Source organism: Leclercia sp. UBA5958, from assembly GCF_002430365.1.
GTDB lineage: Bacteria > Pseudomonadota > Gammaproteobacteria > Enterobacterales > Enterobacteriaceae > Enterobacter > Enterobacter pneumoniae.
In genome coordinates, this window is sequence record NZ_DJCE01000011.1 from 36,767 (window position 1) to 52,360 (window position 15,594).

Consider the following 15,594-nt stretch of genomic DNA (forward strand, 5'->3'; position numbering starts at 1 on the left):
CCAAAAAGCACAAAACCCGCGCAAGGCGGGTTAAGTACCCGGTCAGCCGACCAAAGCTTTCCGGAATCGAGTTTTGACCAATGACCACTACCCAAGGCGGCAATCATTAGCTGCGGGTATCTTACAACCAAATTTAAGGACCCGATATGGAATTCTTTCATTTAATCAAGGCAACGCAAAAATCAGGCAAGAAAGATGTCGTGATCTGGTTCACTGCGAAAAGTGCAGCGCGCGCCAACCTGCAGCTGGATGTCGCGCTTGAAGACGCCGAAATTGAAACCGGCCGCGGTAAAGATTACGCCAAGCCGATCCGCACTGACCTGCCAGTGTGTAACGATTTGCCTAAAGAAGGCGCAGTTGACTACACCTGGTGCGAACGCTACGAACTGCAGGACGACGGACGCACCTGGCTACCAAAGGCTGCTGGTACCGTTGAAGCCACCATTCCTGACGATGTGAACATCGCTGCTGACGTTACGACTGGAGAAGAGACCGTATCGTTAGAAAACCGTACTCCAGCTGTCCGCTTTGCCGTGCACCTGACCAGCAGCAAATATCAAACACATATAACTAAAGAGCAGCAGTTGGTTGCCAGCGAAATGTCGCTGGATGAAGGCAACACATATCTCCAGACCCTGCTTCAGGCCAAAAGCGAAACGCCTGAAGTTGATGAACTCAGCCTGCACGCTGAATGGAAACTGGTTCAGGCGGTTAAAAATATTTTCGCTCAGGGCGAAGAACATAAAGCTGATGTTATCGCAGCTTTCATGTCCGACTGGACGAAAGCAGAAACTGGCGATCGTAACCAGCTGGTAGAGGACTGGTTGAACGGCAAATTCCCACTGATTAAAGCAAGTTTTGAAACCGATGCAGCTGACGGCACCGGGCAAGTCGAGCAAGGTCTGGTGATTGACGAGCATGACGACGAAGACACCCGTTATCCCGTTGTGCAGATGCCCTTTCGTAAACAGTTGCTCGCCCAGTTCACTGCTGACGAACTGCGTCACCACGTAACCCGTGAAGAATTCGCAGCGCTTGGCGTGCTTGAAATGGATACTGATAACAGCTACGTCCAGAACTTGCTGCTAGCCGCTGAGAGCTGCCCGGAAGTGAAGGGGTACGACACCAAGGATCTTTGGCGTTTCACCGACGCCATTCGCAAGGTATTCAGTCAGGATAAGCGTCACGAGTTGGCTCTGGTACTCCGTTTCACCAGAATATGGGCTGCAACTGATTACATCAACCGCGGTATCCTGGCGCGCGAATGGGCTGCCGGCAACCGTATCAGTAATGTGCAGCGCACTGACTCAGGCACCAATGCAGACGGCGGTTTTATCACCGACCGCGGTGAAGGTGCCCATCACACGCTGGATACTCTGGATCAGGAAATCGCCTGTGCCCTACTTCCTATGGACTTTAACCATCGTGAAATCCCTGGCAGCATTCACCGCCGCGCCAAAGAGATTGTCGCCAGCAAAGAGCAGCCCTGGAAGTCCTGGAGTGCGATCCTTCGCAATCAGCCTGGCATTCTGTCGGTAAACCGTGCAGCCATCTTCAACCTGGTACGCATCGCACCGGAGAACATCCACCTGACGCCTGTTGCTCACCTGGAGTTCATTAACCAGACGATGACGGCTGAATTCAATGCTGCAACTGAGTTGGTGACTGTGCCTGCGCCAGCTGCTGAGCAACACGTATTGCCAAAATGGGTAGAAGCAGGTGAGCAAAAACTCGCTGATCAAGATGAAGCAGAAACGCAGAACCTTCCTAAGTCCGCCAGCCAACCGCAGGTCGCCAACCTCGGCGGCGGCATGTTCTCCATTGATGGCCTGATGGGTGGAAATACTGACCCGGTCATCAATAACACCTCAAACGAAGTCGAAAAAACGGAAACAGTAACGGAGACCACCAGCGATGTGCAGATGGAAGAGGCTCAGCCAGAGAAAGTCGAAGTTACTGATGCGGTATCACCAGGCGAAAGCGCTGATGCAATTGCTACGCAAACAGATGCAGTAGCGCAGACCTACTGCTCCGACTGTGGTACCGAAGGTGGCGGCGGTTGTCCTGACTGCGGCGCAGTGGCTGGCGATGCAGTCTATGCGGAGATGGAGACAGGTCTGAAAGAAGAGCTGGAAGCGCTGGATCGTGGTTCCGCTAATTCGGAAACCTTGTTCACGCACCTGATGGTGGATCTTGAAACTATGGGTAATAAACCTGGCGCGCCGATCGTTTCAGTCGGGGCAGTATTCTTTGATCCGTCCAGCGGGACAACTGGCGCCGAGCATTATCAGGTGATTGACCTCGAATCGTCGATGTCATTCGGGGCCAGGCCAGACGCCAGTACCATTCTCTGGTGGCTGAAGCAATCGCCGGAAGCCCGATCTGCAATCGTGGTCGATGATACGGTCGGGCTGGTACAAGCACTCGAGCAGCTTCTCGACTTCATTGCTGAAAACGCAGCCAACGGCTCTAAGAATGTGCAGCTTTGGGGGAATGGTAGTTCGTTTGATTGTTCCCTCCTGGAAGCTGCATTTGAATTGGCTGACACCCCCTTCCCTATTCCGCACTGGAATTACCGGGACGTGCGAACCGTCGTTGAGCTGGGAAAAGCTGTCGGACTGAATTGCCGCTACGACATCCCCTTCGAAGGTGATCCGCATCATGCCCTGGCGGATGCCCGGCATCAGGCGAAATATGTTTCTGCCATCTGGCAGCACCTGACCGAAAACTGATTTTTCATTTACAGAAATTCAATGTCCAGCCAGTTATTGTTTACTGGCTGGCTATCTGAGGTGATAGCCATGCACGAACTTACACTGTCACCAGCGGAAATTGCAGAGATTACGGGCTATCGGCGTTACACAGAGCAGCAGCGCCAGCTGCGTTGCCACGGCATCCCATTCACTACGGATGGTAGAAACAGGCCAATTGTTTTGCGTCGAAATCTGGCACCAAATACGACTGAATTACCAAAGGTTGACGAACATGTTGCAACAGAACCTGACTACGACGCCATTTATGGGAAGACCACGAAAGGATCCAAAGGACGCTCAATTGCCTCCGCGGGTTACCAAAAATAAATACAGTTACGTCTGGAAGCCAAAAGGGACGAAGCTAAGCATTACGCTGGGAAAGATCCGTGACACTAGCATGTCAAAACTCTGGCAGCGTTATGAAGAAGAAAAGGCGAAACGTCATGACGTTATGACTTTTTCCAAACTCTGGAATATGTTTTTGGAAAGCCCAACCTTTACCGAGCTAGCCCCCAGGACTCAGAAGGATTACAGGCAGCACCAGAAGCAATTGCTGGCGGTGTTCGGCAAGATGATGGCCGATGATATCAAGATTGAGCAGGTCCGCATCTTTATGGATCGTCGAGGCCTAGGTAGTAAGACCCAGGCGAACCAAGAAGTCGCCAGTATGTCTCGAGTTTTTGGCTGGGGATATGAGCGTGGCTATGTGAAAGGAAACCCGTGCAAGGGCATCAGAAAATTCACACTCAAAGCGCGGGAGGTTTACATCACAGATGAAGAATATCAGGCCATTTATGATGAAGCCGCGCCAGCACTACGCGCCGGAATGGAAATATCTTATCTGTGCGCAGCTCGCGTTTCAGATGTGAGGTCATTGAAATGGTCACAGATAAGCGAGAAGGGAATATTTATTCAGCAGGGCAAAACGGGAATAAAGCAGATCAAGGCATGGAACGAACGGTTGAAAAATGCTGTAGAAATAGGCAGGAGTCTTGGCGGTAAAGAAACGGTGATCTGCAGTAGTAAAAAAACAAAATATTCGAAGAGTGGCTACAACGATCTATGGGAAGAGGCGCGTGCTGCAGCAGGTGAAAAGCTCGGCCGGCAACTGAATTGCACGTTTCACGATATCAAGGCAAAAGGTATTTCTGACTATGAAGGATCTTCTAAAGAGAAGCAGCTTTTCTCTGGCCACAAAACCGAAAGCCAAGTGTTAGTCTATGACAGAAAAGTTAAGATCTCGCCGACCTTGGACAGGCCTGTTTTAGATAATTCAGATGGGGACTAAAGCAGGAAATATACCAAGAGAGTATACCAATATCATACCAAGTGTGACCGGGCTCGTTGAAAGCGGAGCGGGTAAGTGCTTGAATAGTGGCGGAGAGAGGGGGATTTGAACCCCCGGTAGAGTTGCCCCTACTCCGGTTTTCGAGACCGGTCCGTTCAGCCGCTCCGGCATCTCTCCGTTTTGATGGTTGCCATGATGCCAGGTAATTTGGCATTTTAACAGTCCATAACCGTTCAATTTTGTTCAAGTGACGAGTTTGCGAGCAAAGCGATGATTAAGTGGCCCTGGAAATCTAATGAATCCGCGCGTAACACGGCATTCCCCTGGGAAGAAGCGCTGGCGATCCCGGTGTTGGCCTGGCTTCCGGACGAGGATAAACATCAACTCGCTCAGCTGGCAGAACGTTTTTTACAGCAAAAACGCCTGGTTGCGCTGCAAGGTTTTGAGCTTGATGAACAGAAGAGTGCGCGTATCGCCCTGCTCTTCTGCCTACCCGTGCTTAAACTCGGTATTGAGTGGCTGGATGGTTTCCACGAAGTGCTAATCTACCCCGCCCCCTTCGTCGTCGATGACGAGTGGGAAGATGACATCGGGCTGGTGCACAATCAACGCATGGTGCAATCTGGCCAGAGCTGGCAACAGGGGCCCATTATCCTGAACTGGCTCGATATTCAGGACTCCTTCGACGCCTCCGGATTTAACCTTATCGTGCATGAGGTGGCGCATAAGCTCGACACCCGCAATGGCGATCGCGCGAGCGGTGTGCCCTTTATCCCGCTGCGGGAAGTCGCAGGCTGGGAGCACGATCTCCATGCCGCCATGAACAATATTCAGGATGAGATCGATCTGGTGGGAGAGAGTGCAGCAAGCATAGATGCTTACGCCGCAACCGATCCGGCGGAGTGTTTCGCCGTGCTGTCCGAATACTTCTTCAGCGCCCCTGAACTGTTCGCCCCTCGCTTCCCGTCGCTCTGGCAACGGTTCTGCCATTTTTATCAGCAAGATCCCCTGCAGGGAATTCGTAATAACGAAGCGCGTGATGGCGATACAGGCGTTCAGGTACATTAAATCAGCGGTTTGTGGCTTAATTAATCAGTTGATTCAGTGCGTTAAATTTAGTGTTGACACAAAATAGCGAGGCCATTAACATGCGCCTCGTTCACACGATTCCTCTGTAGTTCAGTCGGTAGAACGGCGGACTGTTAATCCGTATGTCACTGGTTCGAGTCCAGTCAGAGGAGCCAAATTTGAAAAGCCTGCTTTTAAGCAGGCTTTTTGCTTTTCTGCGTCCGGGACGCATTTTTGCTATTTTCCACCGCGCTCCGGGGCGTCACGGTTGAGCACCTCACCGCAGAGGCGCATTTCTGGCGGCTCTGCAGGCGTGATAACGCCAATTCGCACTGATAACGCATCGGCTTGCTGGCACGCTTTTTTCAGCTGTTGCCACGCCTCTGCCTCCGACTCCATGTCACTTATCAGGGTATCAAACGCCCCTTCAACGACCTCAATCTTGACAGGCTGATCGTCATGACGTTCGCTGGGTTCGCGCTCCCCTTCCCCGGTAAGGGTGTTCTCCAGCTCGTTGAGCCTGCTGGTTAAGAACGCCAGGTTGTTTTCTGCCGCGTTCGGTGAATAGAAAAATAACCCGCTAATAAATAACGCTTCCATCACCTCGAAGAAGGCAAAGGTCGTGTCGCCGTAAACGTAGAGGCCACGTTCGCTGCGCCGCACTCCCGAGACCTGTTCATTGAGCAGTTCCTCTTTCTGCGAAACCGTGAGCGTCTGCTTGTTGTAGAGAATAACCGGCAAGTTTTTAATTTCGTGGATATTCTCACTCAGACTCCAGCGCTCCTTCTCGCCCTGGATAAAACCAGACGCATCGCAGACGGTTTCAATATCAAATTCATCGGTGGAGAGGCGCTCGCGATTAAAATAGTCGCTCACGTCTTCGCTCTCCTCCATGCCTTCCCGCACCCAGCAGCGATAGACTGAACTTCGGCGATCAATGCCAATCCACTCCAGATCCACGGTGCCAGGGCTGGAAGGTTTTCTTGCCTCGTCAATCCATGCGCCGACATCTCTGTCGAGATAGGCGCCAAGCAGGTCTTTCCAGGGCTCAATCGCCACGAAGATATTGGCAAGGGTTGTTCCTGCTTCAATGATGACGGGATGGCGAAAAAATCTGAGGAGGAACCAGGGATCGGTAGCGGCAGTGGTGTTCTGTATTGCCAGCAAGGGCAACGCTGTTTTCTCATCGTAATGTGAGCGGAAACGCAGTACCGAATCGGTACAAAAAATTAATTCACCGTCCATCTTGTCTCTGGCTCCTGATGTTGTGTTGCAGCCCTGCAAATCAAACCACTCATCAAAACTGTCCGTCGTTTTGATCGCCCATACGGGATCTCCTGAACATAGAACACAAGCTGTATAGGTGTAAAGCTACAGGAGGGAGTGTGCCTGGCTGACAGATAAAAAGGTATCTACCTTTACAGGATGTGCGAGTGAGGCTTCGCCATAAGTCTGATGGGGATTAAACCTACACTTTTGCGTGCGACCATTGTCGCAACGCGCGCCAGTGCGGGCATAAAAAAACCTGCGCAAGGCAGGCTTTTTTCGCAGGTGCGCGGGTTCTAAATCTGATAATCAAGCGCCACCTCTTCCGGCTCCATGGCCTGGCGCTTAATTTCATCCACCGACAGGCCGGCGTTACAGAGTTCAATGAAACGCCAGACGTAGTTACGCTGCAGTTGGCCGCGCTTCAGACCAAGCCAGACCGTATTGGCATCGAAAAGGTGGCGTGTATCTAGGCGCACCAGATTACCCGGCTCGCTCTCAGTGCCGGACTGCTCGGCCACCAGCCCGATTCCCAGGCCCAGCACGACGTAGGTGCGAATCACGTCGGAGTCCTGGGCGCTGAGCACAATGTCTGGCGTTAACCCTTTACGATGAAAGGCTTCATCGATGCGCGAACGCCCGGTAATACCCTGCCGATAGGTAATCAACGGCCATTTATTGATCTCTTCCAGCGTAAGTGGGTTTATCTGCGTCAGGGGGTGATCGGTCGGCAGCAGGAGCGTGTGATGCCAGCGGAACCAGGGAAAAGCCACCAGTTGCGGATCATTGCTTAAGCGCTCGCTGGCGATACCGATATCCGCCCCGCCATTTTGCAGCAGAACGTCTATCTCCTGGGGTGTCCCCTGGATCAGCTCCAGGCGCACCTGCGGAAACAGCTCGCGGAAAGCCTTAATCACCGGCGGCAGACTGTAACGTGCCTGGGTATGGGTAGTGGCGATAGTCAGCACCCCGGAGGCATCGTTGGTAAAGAGGTCGGCCAGACGGCGAACGTTACTGGCTTCGTTGAGAATACGCTCTGCGATGGACAGCAGCGCTTTTCCCGGTTCGGTCATCCCCAGCAGACGCTTACCGCGGCGGATGAAAATCTCGATACCCAGCTCCTCTTCCAGCTCACGGATATGACGACTGACGCCGGACTGAGAGGTATAAAGCATATTGGCGACCTCGGTCAGGTTGTAATCCCGACGGGCCGCCTCGCGAATAATTTTAAGTTGCTGGAAGTTCACTGTTCGCTCCGGGGCATCTGACATGGCTCTATTGTTAGAGCCTGCCTACCACGAGAACAAATAATAAAAACCCGCATCTTATGCTTTTATGGAATATTAGCTCACCAACTGCAGTTCTCGATTCTCCAGCGATGGACGACTCACCAACGACATCAGGATCTCTTTAACCGCCTGAGCCTGAGGTGACAACGAACCGCGGGCAGAGACATTAAGCGAGAGCGGCAAACTCATCGAAGGCGTAGTAATACGGGCCATCCAGCCGTTCGCTGCACTGCAGAGAGAACGCGCGGCAGATTCAGGCAGAACCGTCACGCCCATACCGCTGGCGATCGCCGCAGTCAGGGTCGAGATAGAGTCGATTTCACCGATGATTTTCGCCGTCAGGCGGCGCAGGGAAAAGGCCTCATCGACACGCAGGCGTACGGCGCTGTAATCACGGGGCAGGAAGAGGTTCATCTCTGCGACGGCCGTGAGATCCACGCTCTGCCCTGGGCAATCGCGCGTTCCTACCAGGAAAAGATCTTCTTTTAGCAACGGCTGGCTGGTGATGCCTGCCACCGGCGAACGATCGTAGAGCACGGCCATATCCAGCTGGCCGCTCAGTAATTTATCGTTCAGGACGGAGCCGCTGTTCTCATGCAGATAAACCAGTACTTCTGGCAGTTCGGCGCGAACTGCCTGCAGCAGCGGCATGGTCACAGAGGAGGCCGCCGTTCCGGGCGCCAGGCCAATTGAAACCTGTCCGGTTAGCGTCTGCCCGACGTTGCACACCGCCAGCTGTGCCTGTTCGCACTGACGCAAAATAGTCCGTGCATGGGTATAAAGGATCTTTCCGGCTTCCGTTGGCGTGACGCCGCGCTTGGTACGGATTAACAGCTGCTGATCCATTTCGCCTTCCAGAGTAGCAACCTGTTGGCTCAACGCGGGCTGCGCAATATGCAGCACTTCTGCGGCCTGAGTCAGGCTACCGATGTCGACGATTTTTACGAAGTATTTCAGTCGTCTTAAGTTCATTTTGCCCCCTGTACGAAATGCGTTGCCGGTTCCGGCGCGAATTGTTGTAAGGGGTTTTGCAAGATGCTTGCCAGATTTGGAGATGAGGTCGGATATGTTCGCTAAGCGCCTGAAAATAAGAGATTCCAATTGTTAATCGCAAAAAGAGAAGCGTAACAGTGGTTTCTGATCTGCCCCATTAGGGGTATGAGTGCACCAAATCTGTGCAATCCGTTGGCAAAATCAGCACTTTGTTGATTTTGTCAGCAAACGATACACAAGGCGGTTTTCCCCCTTTGACAAGCGCATCGGACGCCGCTAATATTCGCCCCGTTCACACGATTCCTCTGTAGTTCAGTCGGTAGAACGGCGGACTGTTAATCCGTATGTCACTGGTTCGAGTCCAGTCAGAGGAGCCAAATTTTAAGAAACCGCTCAGGGAAACCTGAGCGGTTTTTTTACGTTTGCCCTTAAGGGTTCGGGCAGAGTGCGCATGGCCTTCTGCCCTGGCCCGACTAAGACAACGCGTCCTGATTTACTGGTATTCAAACGCGGCCACAATGACCGACGAGACATCGCCGGGCATCACCGAACCCGCTTTTGACAGCACGCGTGCCTGCAGTTTAAACGTCGTACTGCCCTCGCTGACGGCACCAATCAGTGAGCTGTTATTGCTCAATATGGTGTCGGTCGTCTGCTGCGATAACTCGACAGCGGTGTTGGCTGCCGCATTAGCGGCACTGTTTGCCCACAGGGTGCTGTCGCCAGAATCAGGTGTGCCAGTAAAGGTCACCTTCACGTTGGTGGTACTTGCCGGGCAGCCCGCCACGGGGAGATCGAAGGTTTTTAACGTGGTACCTGCGCCCGCTGTTGCCAGGCTGGACGCCTGAATAGCTTGTCCTAAGTCCACATTCAGCGCATTTGAACCCCCATTAATTGTTGTACACGGTGAAGCAATCACTTTTCCTGTTACGTTAATATTAACGTTATCTGCCGCATAGATATTTCCCGCAAACAGCATGGCCGAAACGGAACCCGCCACATAACATAAATATTTTTTCATTTTTAGCCTGCCTTGGCATCGGTATTTAGAGATTACATTGGATTATTGATATGTCAGCGTGAGCGTAGCTGAACTATTGGCTTCGCCGACGGATACATGGTTTTTTGTTTGATAATAACGCGCAGTAATAGGAAATGTTTCGCTCCCGCCGCTGGAGTGTTTTAATGCAAGTGTGCTGTTAATAATAAGTGGTTTCCCATCATATAATAACTGTACTCCAACGCCTTGCGCTGTATTTGCCCTCCCTTGATTATTCAGTGCCAGTACGCTGGCGTCACTTACATCTGGATTTTGCGTGCCATTTAATGTCACGTTGATATTTGCATTTCTGTCGCAATTCAGCCCGAGATTTTGGGTGCTGGTTTTCGCTGCAATAAAACCGACCGTTGTACCGAATTCTGAATTCAATACATTCCCAACAGGAAATGTTAACTGGGGCGTCGTGACAGAACAGGCGACCTGTGCAACATAGCCCCCCATCAGATTAATGGTCACCGGCGTGATACCGGAAACGGTCCAGGTGCCTAACTGTGCTACCGTAAATGATCCCGGTTGGATATCCCCTGTTTTATATAACCGATATCTTACCCACGGCATATTCACCGTAGCGTTGCCCGTTTGGTCTGTTGACGCCGGGTTGTCTAATTTTCCCCAGCCCAAATCAACCTCTATGGCGACGCCTGGAATATTGGTGGCATAGGCGTGAGCAATAGAAGTGGGTATCCCGCCAAGATAGGTCATCTTGTAATAGTTGGTATTGTCGCCGGTACAACTCAGTAATGTCGCCCCCTCACCGGAAGAGCTGGAGTATATTACCGACCCCACCGGCGCATCCCGCTGCACAATAACCCCGCTGGGTGTGAACCCAAGAGTTTGTGGCTCCATGCCGCTGGCAAAATTACAGGTTGCGCAGGCCGGCTCGCTGACGCCAAAGATTATCACCAGCATAAAAAACCTGAGGGCGTTATTTAACCCAATTTTATTTGCAATGTTCATTGCTTAGCACCACTCCTGATTCTGCATCCTGCTGATGAAGGGTAAAGTTCACCCGGCACTGCTCATTCTTTTCCTTGCCCCATTGCGCCAGGAGATCACCGTTAACGGGTAGCCCGGTTAAATAGACTTGCCCCGCGTCTCCCACGATGAATCCCGCCCCGTTTTGCTCGCCTCTCAGGGTGACCGTCGTGCCAAAAGGCACAGGCCGACCATCGGTTTGGGTCAGCGTCATCAGGACGCGATTACCGACGTTGGCGATATATTGCGCGCACACGATGGCGCCTCGCGTGGGGATCACGGTCTGCGTGGTTAACTGCAGATCAACGTCATCGGATAAGGTCGCCGGATCCAGGGAAAGGGTATTTTTACGATACGGGGAGATATTGCTGACTACGGTATAGCCGCGATAGTCGGTCTTCACGCCGGACTGACCGGTCACGCCGACGCCGGATGCGCCTGGCGCTTTGACCAGCGCCAGCGTTTCGCCGAAAGGCTGTGCCAGGGTAATGCCGTCGGCATGCGCCAGAATGCCGCCGTTCAGGCCATAGTTCATCCGCTGGCGGGTTTCGTCATAGCTATAACCGCCGATGACTTCGCCATAGGTCCCGTGGTAATCGGCGCTGACATTACCCGAATGCCCTGCACCGTCATTCCCATAGCCTTGCTGCAGGCTCCAGCTCAGCGCATCCCCCTGCATGGCTGTGCCACTCAACCCCAGCGAATGGGTGGTCTCCCCCTGTTTACTGGTATTCAGGCCGTAATTGGCCCAGGTATGGCTCAGGAACCGGTCGAGCGGAATACTGACATTCACCGCAAAAATCTGGTCTTTCGGGTAGGTTTTCCCTTCGTTGCCGCCCCCCGCGCTGGCGTTGTTGCTGTAGGTGTAATTGATCCCCCATGAGATACCCTGCCAGGTGTTGTTATAGCTCAGGCTGTACGAGCTCATGGTCTTGCTGGCGTTCCAGTAATCCTCCCGGATTGCGCTGCCGCTAAGAGAGCCATAAGCGGGTCCCAGCGTCTGGCTTAGCGTCAGCTCGGCCCGGCTGCGGCGACGATCCTGCAGGGTATTATCGTCACTCCAGGAGTCCAGCACCTCCTGCATACCGTAATAACCTGCCGTGGAGTAGCGGTAGCTGGTGGCAGAGAAGGTGGTTCCGGTATCGGTAAAATTCTTACTGAAGCGTATGCGCCAGGCTTGTCCCTTCGACGAGCTCGCCCCTTTCGGGCTTGACCAGGCCTGGGTCACATCGACAGATAACGCACCCATTCCGCCCATATTTTTACCGACGCCCAGAGCGTAAGCCTGGTACGGAGTGGATTGCTGCACGCCGCCGTACAAGGTAAATCCCTGAGGCAGACCATAAATAGCAGTGCCAAGAAGGAGGTTTTTTTTATCCACATTGCTGTCGCTGGGGCGATAGTGACCGCCCGTCAGGCTGTACTTCAGCCGCCCTTCCCGCTGCAACACGGGAACCGACGCAAAAGGCACAACAAAATCCTGTTCGCTCCCGTCCGACTCTTTTACGGCGACATTGAGATCGCCCGCGCCACCGGTTGGGTACATGTCGGTAATTTCAAACGCGCCCGGCGCAACATAGGTCTGATAAATAACGTAACCATTCTGTCGCACAATGACTTGCGCATTGGTACGCGCAATACCGCGCACCACCGGCGCATAGCCTTTCAGACTATCGGGCAGCATATCGTCGTCGGAAGCCAGCTGGCCGCCGCGAAAGGGCAGGCTATCAAAGACGTCGGAAGGCGAGGTGCTGTCACCGAGGGTCATCTGGCTTTTTAAGGGCACGATGTTGCGCTGGGCATAGGTATAGGCCGAATCCCACCGCGCCTTACCGTCAGAATCACGGTTCCAGGTGGTGTAATTGCGCAGGCGCCACGGCCCGATATTGATCCCCGGACGCAGGTTGGCGTACTGGCTGTTGCTGTTATCAGAGGTACGGTTTCTGCTCCAGCTATTGTCGCCGCTGAGACTGTAATTCAGTAAAAGAGCATTAATCCCCTCATCCCACATCTCCGGCGCAACATAGCCCCGGGCCTGCGAGGTTAATGCCGCCTGAGGAAGGGTTAACAACAGCTTTTGTGAACCGAAGATAAAATCAGCCGACGCCTCGGGGATCGCGGCTAAATTAACGCATCCGCGACCGTCATCGAGCCGGGGGTAAAGCCCAGTTTTTACGCCATAGCTTTGCAGCAACCCTTCCGACAGGCAGGGCTGCAGGCTGTGATCCCCTTGCGCATTTTCTACGCGGACAAATTCAATCTCGCGGGTATCTACCGTTTGATCGTTGAGTACGACCTCCACGCGATATTTACCTGGCGCCTGAGCACCGGCCTCAAATTGTGAAAGATCGACCCCTTTCATTGAAGGGTTGTCCACTTCCAGTAATGCCGGATTAAAATACTCTTCCGCGCTGGCATTCTGCATGACCGCGGGGAGCGCCAGTGCAATCAGACAGGCGAGACGGGCCCGGGGAAACCAGGGATACATTTTCTTCTGCATAACGCGTAATACCTATTCCCTGGTTTTATATCCGTTAAATAGCGGCGCGATGAATGGCACCCACGCCACCATAGTCATTAATCAATTTGAACGTCACCGGCCCGGTGTTAACGCCCGCGGGTAAGGCAAAAGCGGCCGATGCCCCAGGCGCAACGTAGGTGGGCTCGGGGACATTTTTCCCTGCAACCGTAATCTGGTTAAAATTCATATAATAATGAGAGGGGTTGCTGACAAGAATTTGTCCGCCGGCGATTCGCCACACCAGGTCATTGGCGAAGTTTTCCGCCCCTTTATCTCGCAGTCCTACCGGGCGATATATTAATTTGATGCGCGTTTTTATCGCGATCTGCAATGAGTTGGCTTTTTTTTCAGCCGCCGGAATTGATTTAATGTTAAGCCAGTACATCGACTCTTTATTATCCGGCAGATTTCCCGCCCGCACGATGCGCATCACGTTCTCTTGCCCGCGATCCAGTCGATAAAGCGGTGGCGTAATAATAAAAGGCACCTTCCCGGCGCTTTTATCCGGATTATCTAGCCAGGACTGAATTAAATAGGGCACGTTGTCCGGGTTGGAAACGCTCAGTGCTGCCTCTTTTTTCCCGCCGTCATAAATGACGCGAGTGCCGCCGATATTCACCCCGGCGTTAACCGACGTGATATATAACAGCAGCAACAAAGTTAATAATGCCTTCTGAAGAGCTTTCATTAAAAATCCGTTATTTCATGTGGCTGATAACGCTATTGACATCTGCCGTACCCGGCTTATTTATTACTAACATCTATTATTTAATGCTTCGTCATAGGCAACAATCGAGGCGCGGTGTAATTTTATTCGCGTAACATCTTGCTCCTGATGGCGTGCCCGTTCAGGCTTTGGCATGGCCCGGCGGGGCGGTTTTCATCTCCGGACGATTTAATCGTTTTCTCCTGTGCGCAGTCGCGGTAGTCTCATAAGCGTTGCCAATGTTTCGGCGACGGCTATGTGAGTAATCTTTAATCGATACCTATAAAAAGAAATAAGTGACCGACAGGATAACTATGGATTCCACCCTCACCTCCCCTTGCCCCGACCCGGAGGCACCTTCGCTCAATCGTGCCCGCCGGGCAGCCCTCGGCAGCTTCGCTGGTGCCGTCGTCGACTGGTATGATTTTCTGTTATATGGCATCACCGCTGCGCTGGTCTTTAACAGTGAATTCTTTCCGCAGATAGGCCCGGCGATGGGAACGCTCGCCGCCTTTGCCACCTTTGGCGTTGGGTTCCTCTTTCGTCCGCTGGGCGGGATTATCTTCGGCCACTTCGGCGATAAGCTGGGCCGCAAGCGGATGCTGATGCTTACCGTCTGGATGATGGGGATTGCCACGGCGCTGATTGGCTTACTGCCCTCTTTTGCCACGATTGGCTGGTGGGCTCCGGTTCTGCTGGTCACCCTGCGCGCCATTCAGGGCTTTGCCGTAGGCGGCGAATGGGGGGGTGCTGCACTGCTCTCCGTCGAGAGCGCACCTGCGAAAAAGAAAGCTTTCTACAGCAGCGGCGTACAGGTGGGTTACGGGGTGGGTCTCCTGCTCTCGACCGGTCTGGTTTCGCTGATAAGTGCCCTCACCACCAATGAGCAGTTTCTGAGCTGGGGCTGGCGCATTCCGTTTCTCTTCAGCATCGTGCTGGTGATTGCCGCACTGTGGGTGCGTAACGGGATGGAAGAGTCCGCCGAATTTGAACAGCAGCAAACCACACCAGTTGCAAAAGAGCGCTTACCGGTAATGGAGGCCCTGATCCGCCATCCGGGCGCATTCCTGAAAATTATCGGCCTTCGTCTGTGTGAACTGTTGACGATGTATATCGTCACGGCGTTCGCGCTGAACTACTCCACGCAAAATCTGGGATTGCCGCGCGAGCTATTTCTCAATATCGGCCTGCTGGTGGGTGGGCTGAGCTGCCTGACCATCCCCTGCTTCGCGTGGCTTGCGGATCGCTATGGTCGTCGTCGGGTCTATATCACCGGCGCGCTTATCGGCAGCCTCAGCGCCTTTCCGTTCTTTATGGCTCTGGAAGCGCAGTCCATCTTCTGGATTGTGGTTTTCTCTGTCCTACTGGCGAACGTGGCCCATGACATGGTGGTATGCGTGCAGCAGCCGATGTTCACCGGCATGTTCGGGGCCCGCTATCGCTATAGCGGCGCAGGGGTCGGTTATCAGGTCGCCAGCGTAGTCGGCGGCGGCTTCACCCCCTTTATCGCCGCCGCACTGGTGACCTTCTCCGGTGGCGACTGGCACAGCGTGGCAATCTATCTGCTGGGGGGCTGCCTGATTTCAGCCCTCACCGCCCTGCTGATGAAATCTCCCGCCCACGCATAATCTCTACAGCGAAGGCGTTCTGCCTTCGCTGCTTCGCGTTGCCTGAC

12 protein-coding genes and 3 tRNA genes are annotated in these 15,594 nt (G+C 53.3%); 7 read left to right on the forward strand and 8 right to left on the reverse strand.

Annotated features, from left to right (window positions below; all coding sequences use genetic code 11):
• Positions 1 to 146: 146 nt before the first annotated feature.
• The 3 genes from B2Q93_RS15675 to B2Q93_RS15685 are packed head-to-tail and all read left to right on the forward strand — an operon-like array spanning position 147 to position 4,041.
• A complete protein-coding gene (locus B2Q93_RS15675; RefSeq protein ID WP_286933712.1) occupies positions 147 to 2,732 on the forward strand; it encodes an exonuclease in 2,586 nt (861 codons plus the stop codon).
• Positions 2,733 to 2,753: 21 nt separating this feature from the next.
• Positions 2,754 to 3,080, forward strand: a complete 327-nt coding sequence (locus B2Q93_RS15680; RefSeq protein ID WP_286933714.1) for a DUF4224 domain-containing protein — start codon at positions 2,754 to 2,756, stop codon at positions 3,078 to 3,080.
• A complete protein-coding gene (locus B2Q93_RS15685) occupies positions 3,019 to 4,041 on the forward strand; it encodes a tyrosine-type recombinase/integrase (protein ID WP_286933990.1) in 1,023 nt (340 codons plus the stop codon). The genes B2Q93_RS15680 and B2Q93_RS15685 overlap by 62 nt, the downstream gene beginning before the upstream one ends.
• A gap of 87 nt (positions 4,042 to 4,128) precedes the next feature.
• Here B2Q93_RS15685 and B2Q93_RS15690 read toward each other — a convergent pair.
• Positions 4,129 to 4,218, reverse strand: a tRNA-Ser gene (locus tag B2Q93_RS15690).
• A gap of 93 nt (positions 4,219 to 4,311) precedes the next feature.
• Between B2Q93_RS15690 and mtfA the strand changes: the two genes are divergently transcribed.
• A complete protein-coding gene (gene mtfA, locus B2Q93_RS15695) occupies positions 4,312 to 5,109 on the forward strand; it encodes a DgsA anti-repressor MtfA (protein ID WP_207292012.1) in 798 nt (265 codons plus the stop codon).
• A 100-nt stretch (positions 5,110 to 5,209) separates the two neighbouring features.
• Positions 5,210 to 5,285, forward strand: a tRNA-Asn gene (locus B2Q93_RS15700).
• A gap of 61 nt (positions 5,286 to 5,346) precedes the next feature.
• Here B2Q93_RS15700 and B2Q93_RS15705 read toward each other — a convergent pair.
• From B2Q93_RS15705 to nac, 3 genes are all read right to left on the reverse strand, one after another.
• A complete protein-coding gene (locus B2Q93_RS15705) occupies positions 5,347 to 6,354 on the reverse strand; it encodes a hypothetical protein (protein WP_286933716.1) in 1,008 nt (335 codons plus the stop codon).
• A 317-nt stretch (positions 6,355 to 6,671) separates the two neighbouring features.
• Entirely contained in the window at positions 6,672 to 7,622 is a 951-nt protein-coding gene (gene cbl / locus B2Q93_RS15710; protein ID WP_286933718.1) for an HTH-type transcriptional regulator Cbl, read from the reverse strand.
• 96 nt (positions 7,623 to 7,718) lie between these two features.
• On the reverse strand, positions 7,719 to 8,636 hold the full coding sequence (gene nac / locus B2Q93_RS15715) for a nitrogen assimilation transcriptional regulator NAC (RefSeq protein ID WP_040074943.1): 918 nt from the start codon (positions 8,634 to 8,636) through the stop codon (positions 7,719 to 7,721).
• Between the two features lie 322 nt (positions 8,637 to 8,958).
• Here nac and B2Q93_RS15720 point away from each other — a divergent pair.
• Positions 8,959 to 9,034, forward strand: a tRNA-Asn gene (locus B2Q93_RS15720).
• Positions 9,035 to 9,150: 116 nt separating this feature from the next.
• On the opposite strand, the gene B2Q93_RS15725 is transcribed toward B2Q93_RS15720, so the two are convergent.
• The 4 genes from B2Q93_RS15725 to B2Q93_RS15740 all read right to left on the reverse strand — a co-directional run bounded on the left by B2Q93_RS15725 (position 9,151) and on the right by B2Q93_RS15740 (position 13,901).
• Complete coding sequence (locus B2Q93_RS15725; protein WP_207292015.1) at positions 9,151 to 9,525, reverse strand: fimbrial protein; 375 nt, start codon at positions 9,523 to 9,525, stop codon at positions 9,151 to 9,153.
• 195 nt (positions 9,526 to 9,720) lie between these two features.
• Positions 9,721 to 10,674, reverse strand: a complete 954-nt coding sequence (locus B2Q93_RS15730; protein WP_286933719.1) for a fimbrial protein — start codon at positions 10,672 to 10,674, stop codon at positions 9,721 to 9,723.
• Positions 10,658 to 13,192 carry a fimbria/pilus outer membrane usher protein gene (locus B2Q93_RS15735; protein ID WP_286933720.1) on the reverse strand — a complete coding sequence of 845 codons (2,535 nt, stop codon included), beginning with the start codon at positions 13,190 to 13,192 and terminating at the stop codon, positions 10,658 to 10,660. The genes B2Q93_RS15730 and B2Q93_RS15735 overlap by 17 nt, the downstream gene beginning before the upstream one ends.
• Before the next feature lie 34 nt (positions 13,193 to 13,226).
• Positions 13,227 to 13,901: a fimbrial biogenesis chaperone gene (locus B2Q93_RS15740; RefSeq protein WP_286933721.1), complete on the reverse strand. Its 675-nt coding sequence runs from the start codon at positions 13,899 to 13,901 to the stop codon at positions 13,227 to 13,229.
• A gap of 332 nt (positions 13,902 to 14,233) precedes the next feature.
• Between B2Q93_RS15740 and shiA the strand changes: the two genes are divergently transcribed.
• Complete coding sequence (shiA, locus tag B2Q93_RS15745) at positions 14,234 to 15,547, forward strand: shikimate transporter (protein ID WP_286933722.1); 1,314 nt, start codon at positions 14,234 to 14,236, stop codon at positions 15,545 to 15,547.
• Positions 15,548 to 15,594 lie beyond the last annotated feature (47 nt).

What these genes read in the sequence shown, in the direction of transcription:
- mtfA (WP_207292012.1), top strand. Translation starts at nt 4,312, where the DNA reads ATGATTAAGTGGCCCTGGAAATCTAATGAATCCGCGCGTAACACGGCA.
- B2Q93_RS15730 (WP_286933719.1), bottom strand. Translation starts at nt 10,674, where the DNA reads ATGAACATTGCAAATAAAATTGGGTTAAATAACGCCCTCAGGTTTTTT.
- B2Q93_RS15680 (WP_286933714.1), top strand. Translation starts at nt 2,754, where the DNA reads ATGTCCAGCCAGTTATTGTTTACTGGCTGGCTATCTGAGGTGATAGCC.
- B2Q93_RS15675 (WP_286933712.1), top strand. Translation starts at nt 147, where the DNA reads ATGGAATTCTTTCATTTAATCAAGGCAACGCAAAAATCAGGCAAGAAA.
- nac (WP_040074943.1), bottom strand. Translation starts at nt 8,636, where the DNA reads ATGAACTTAAGACGACTGAAATACTTCGTAAAAATCGTCGACATCGGT.
- B2Q93_RS15735 (WP_286933720.1), bottom strand. Translation starts at nt 13,192, where the DNA reads ATGCAGAAGAAAATGTATCCCTGGTTTCCCCGGGCCCGTCTCGCCTGT.
- B2Q93_RS15685 (WP_286933990.1), top strand. Translation starts at nt 3,019, where the DNA reads ATGGGAAGACCACGAAAGGATCCAAAGGACGCTCAATTGCCTCCGCGG.
- shiA (WP_286933722.1), top strand. Translation starts at nt 14,234, where the DNA reads ATGGATTCCACCCTCACCTCCCCTTGCCCCGACCCGGAGGCACCTTCG.
- B2Q93_RS15740 (WP_286933721.1), bottom strand. Translation starts at nt 13,901, where the DNA reads ATGAAAGCTCTTCAGAAGGCATTATTAACTTTGTTGCTGCTGTTATAT.
- B2Q93_RS15705 (WP_286933716.1), bottom strand. Translation starts at nt 6,354, where the DNA reads ATGGACGGTGAATTAATTTTTTGTACCGATTCGGTACTGCGTTTCCGC.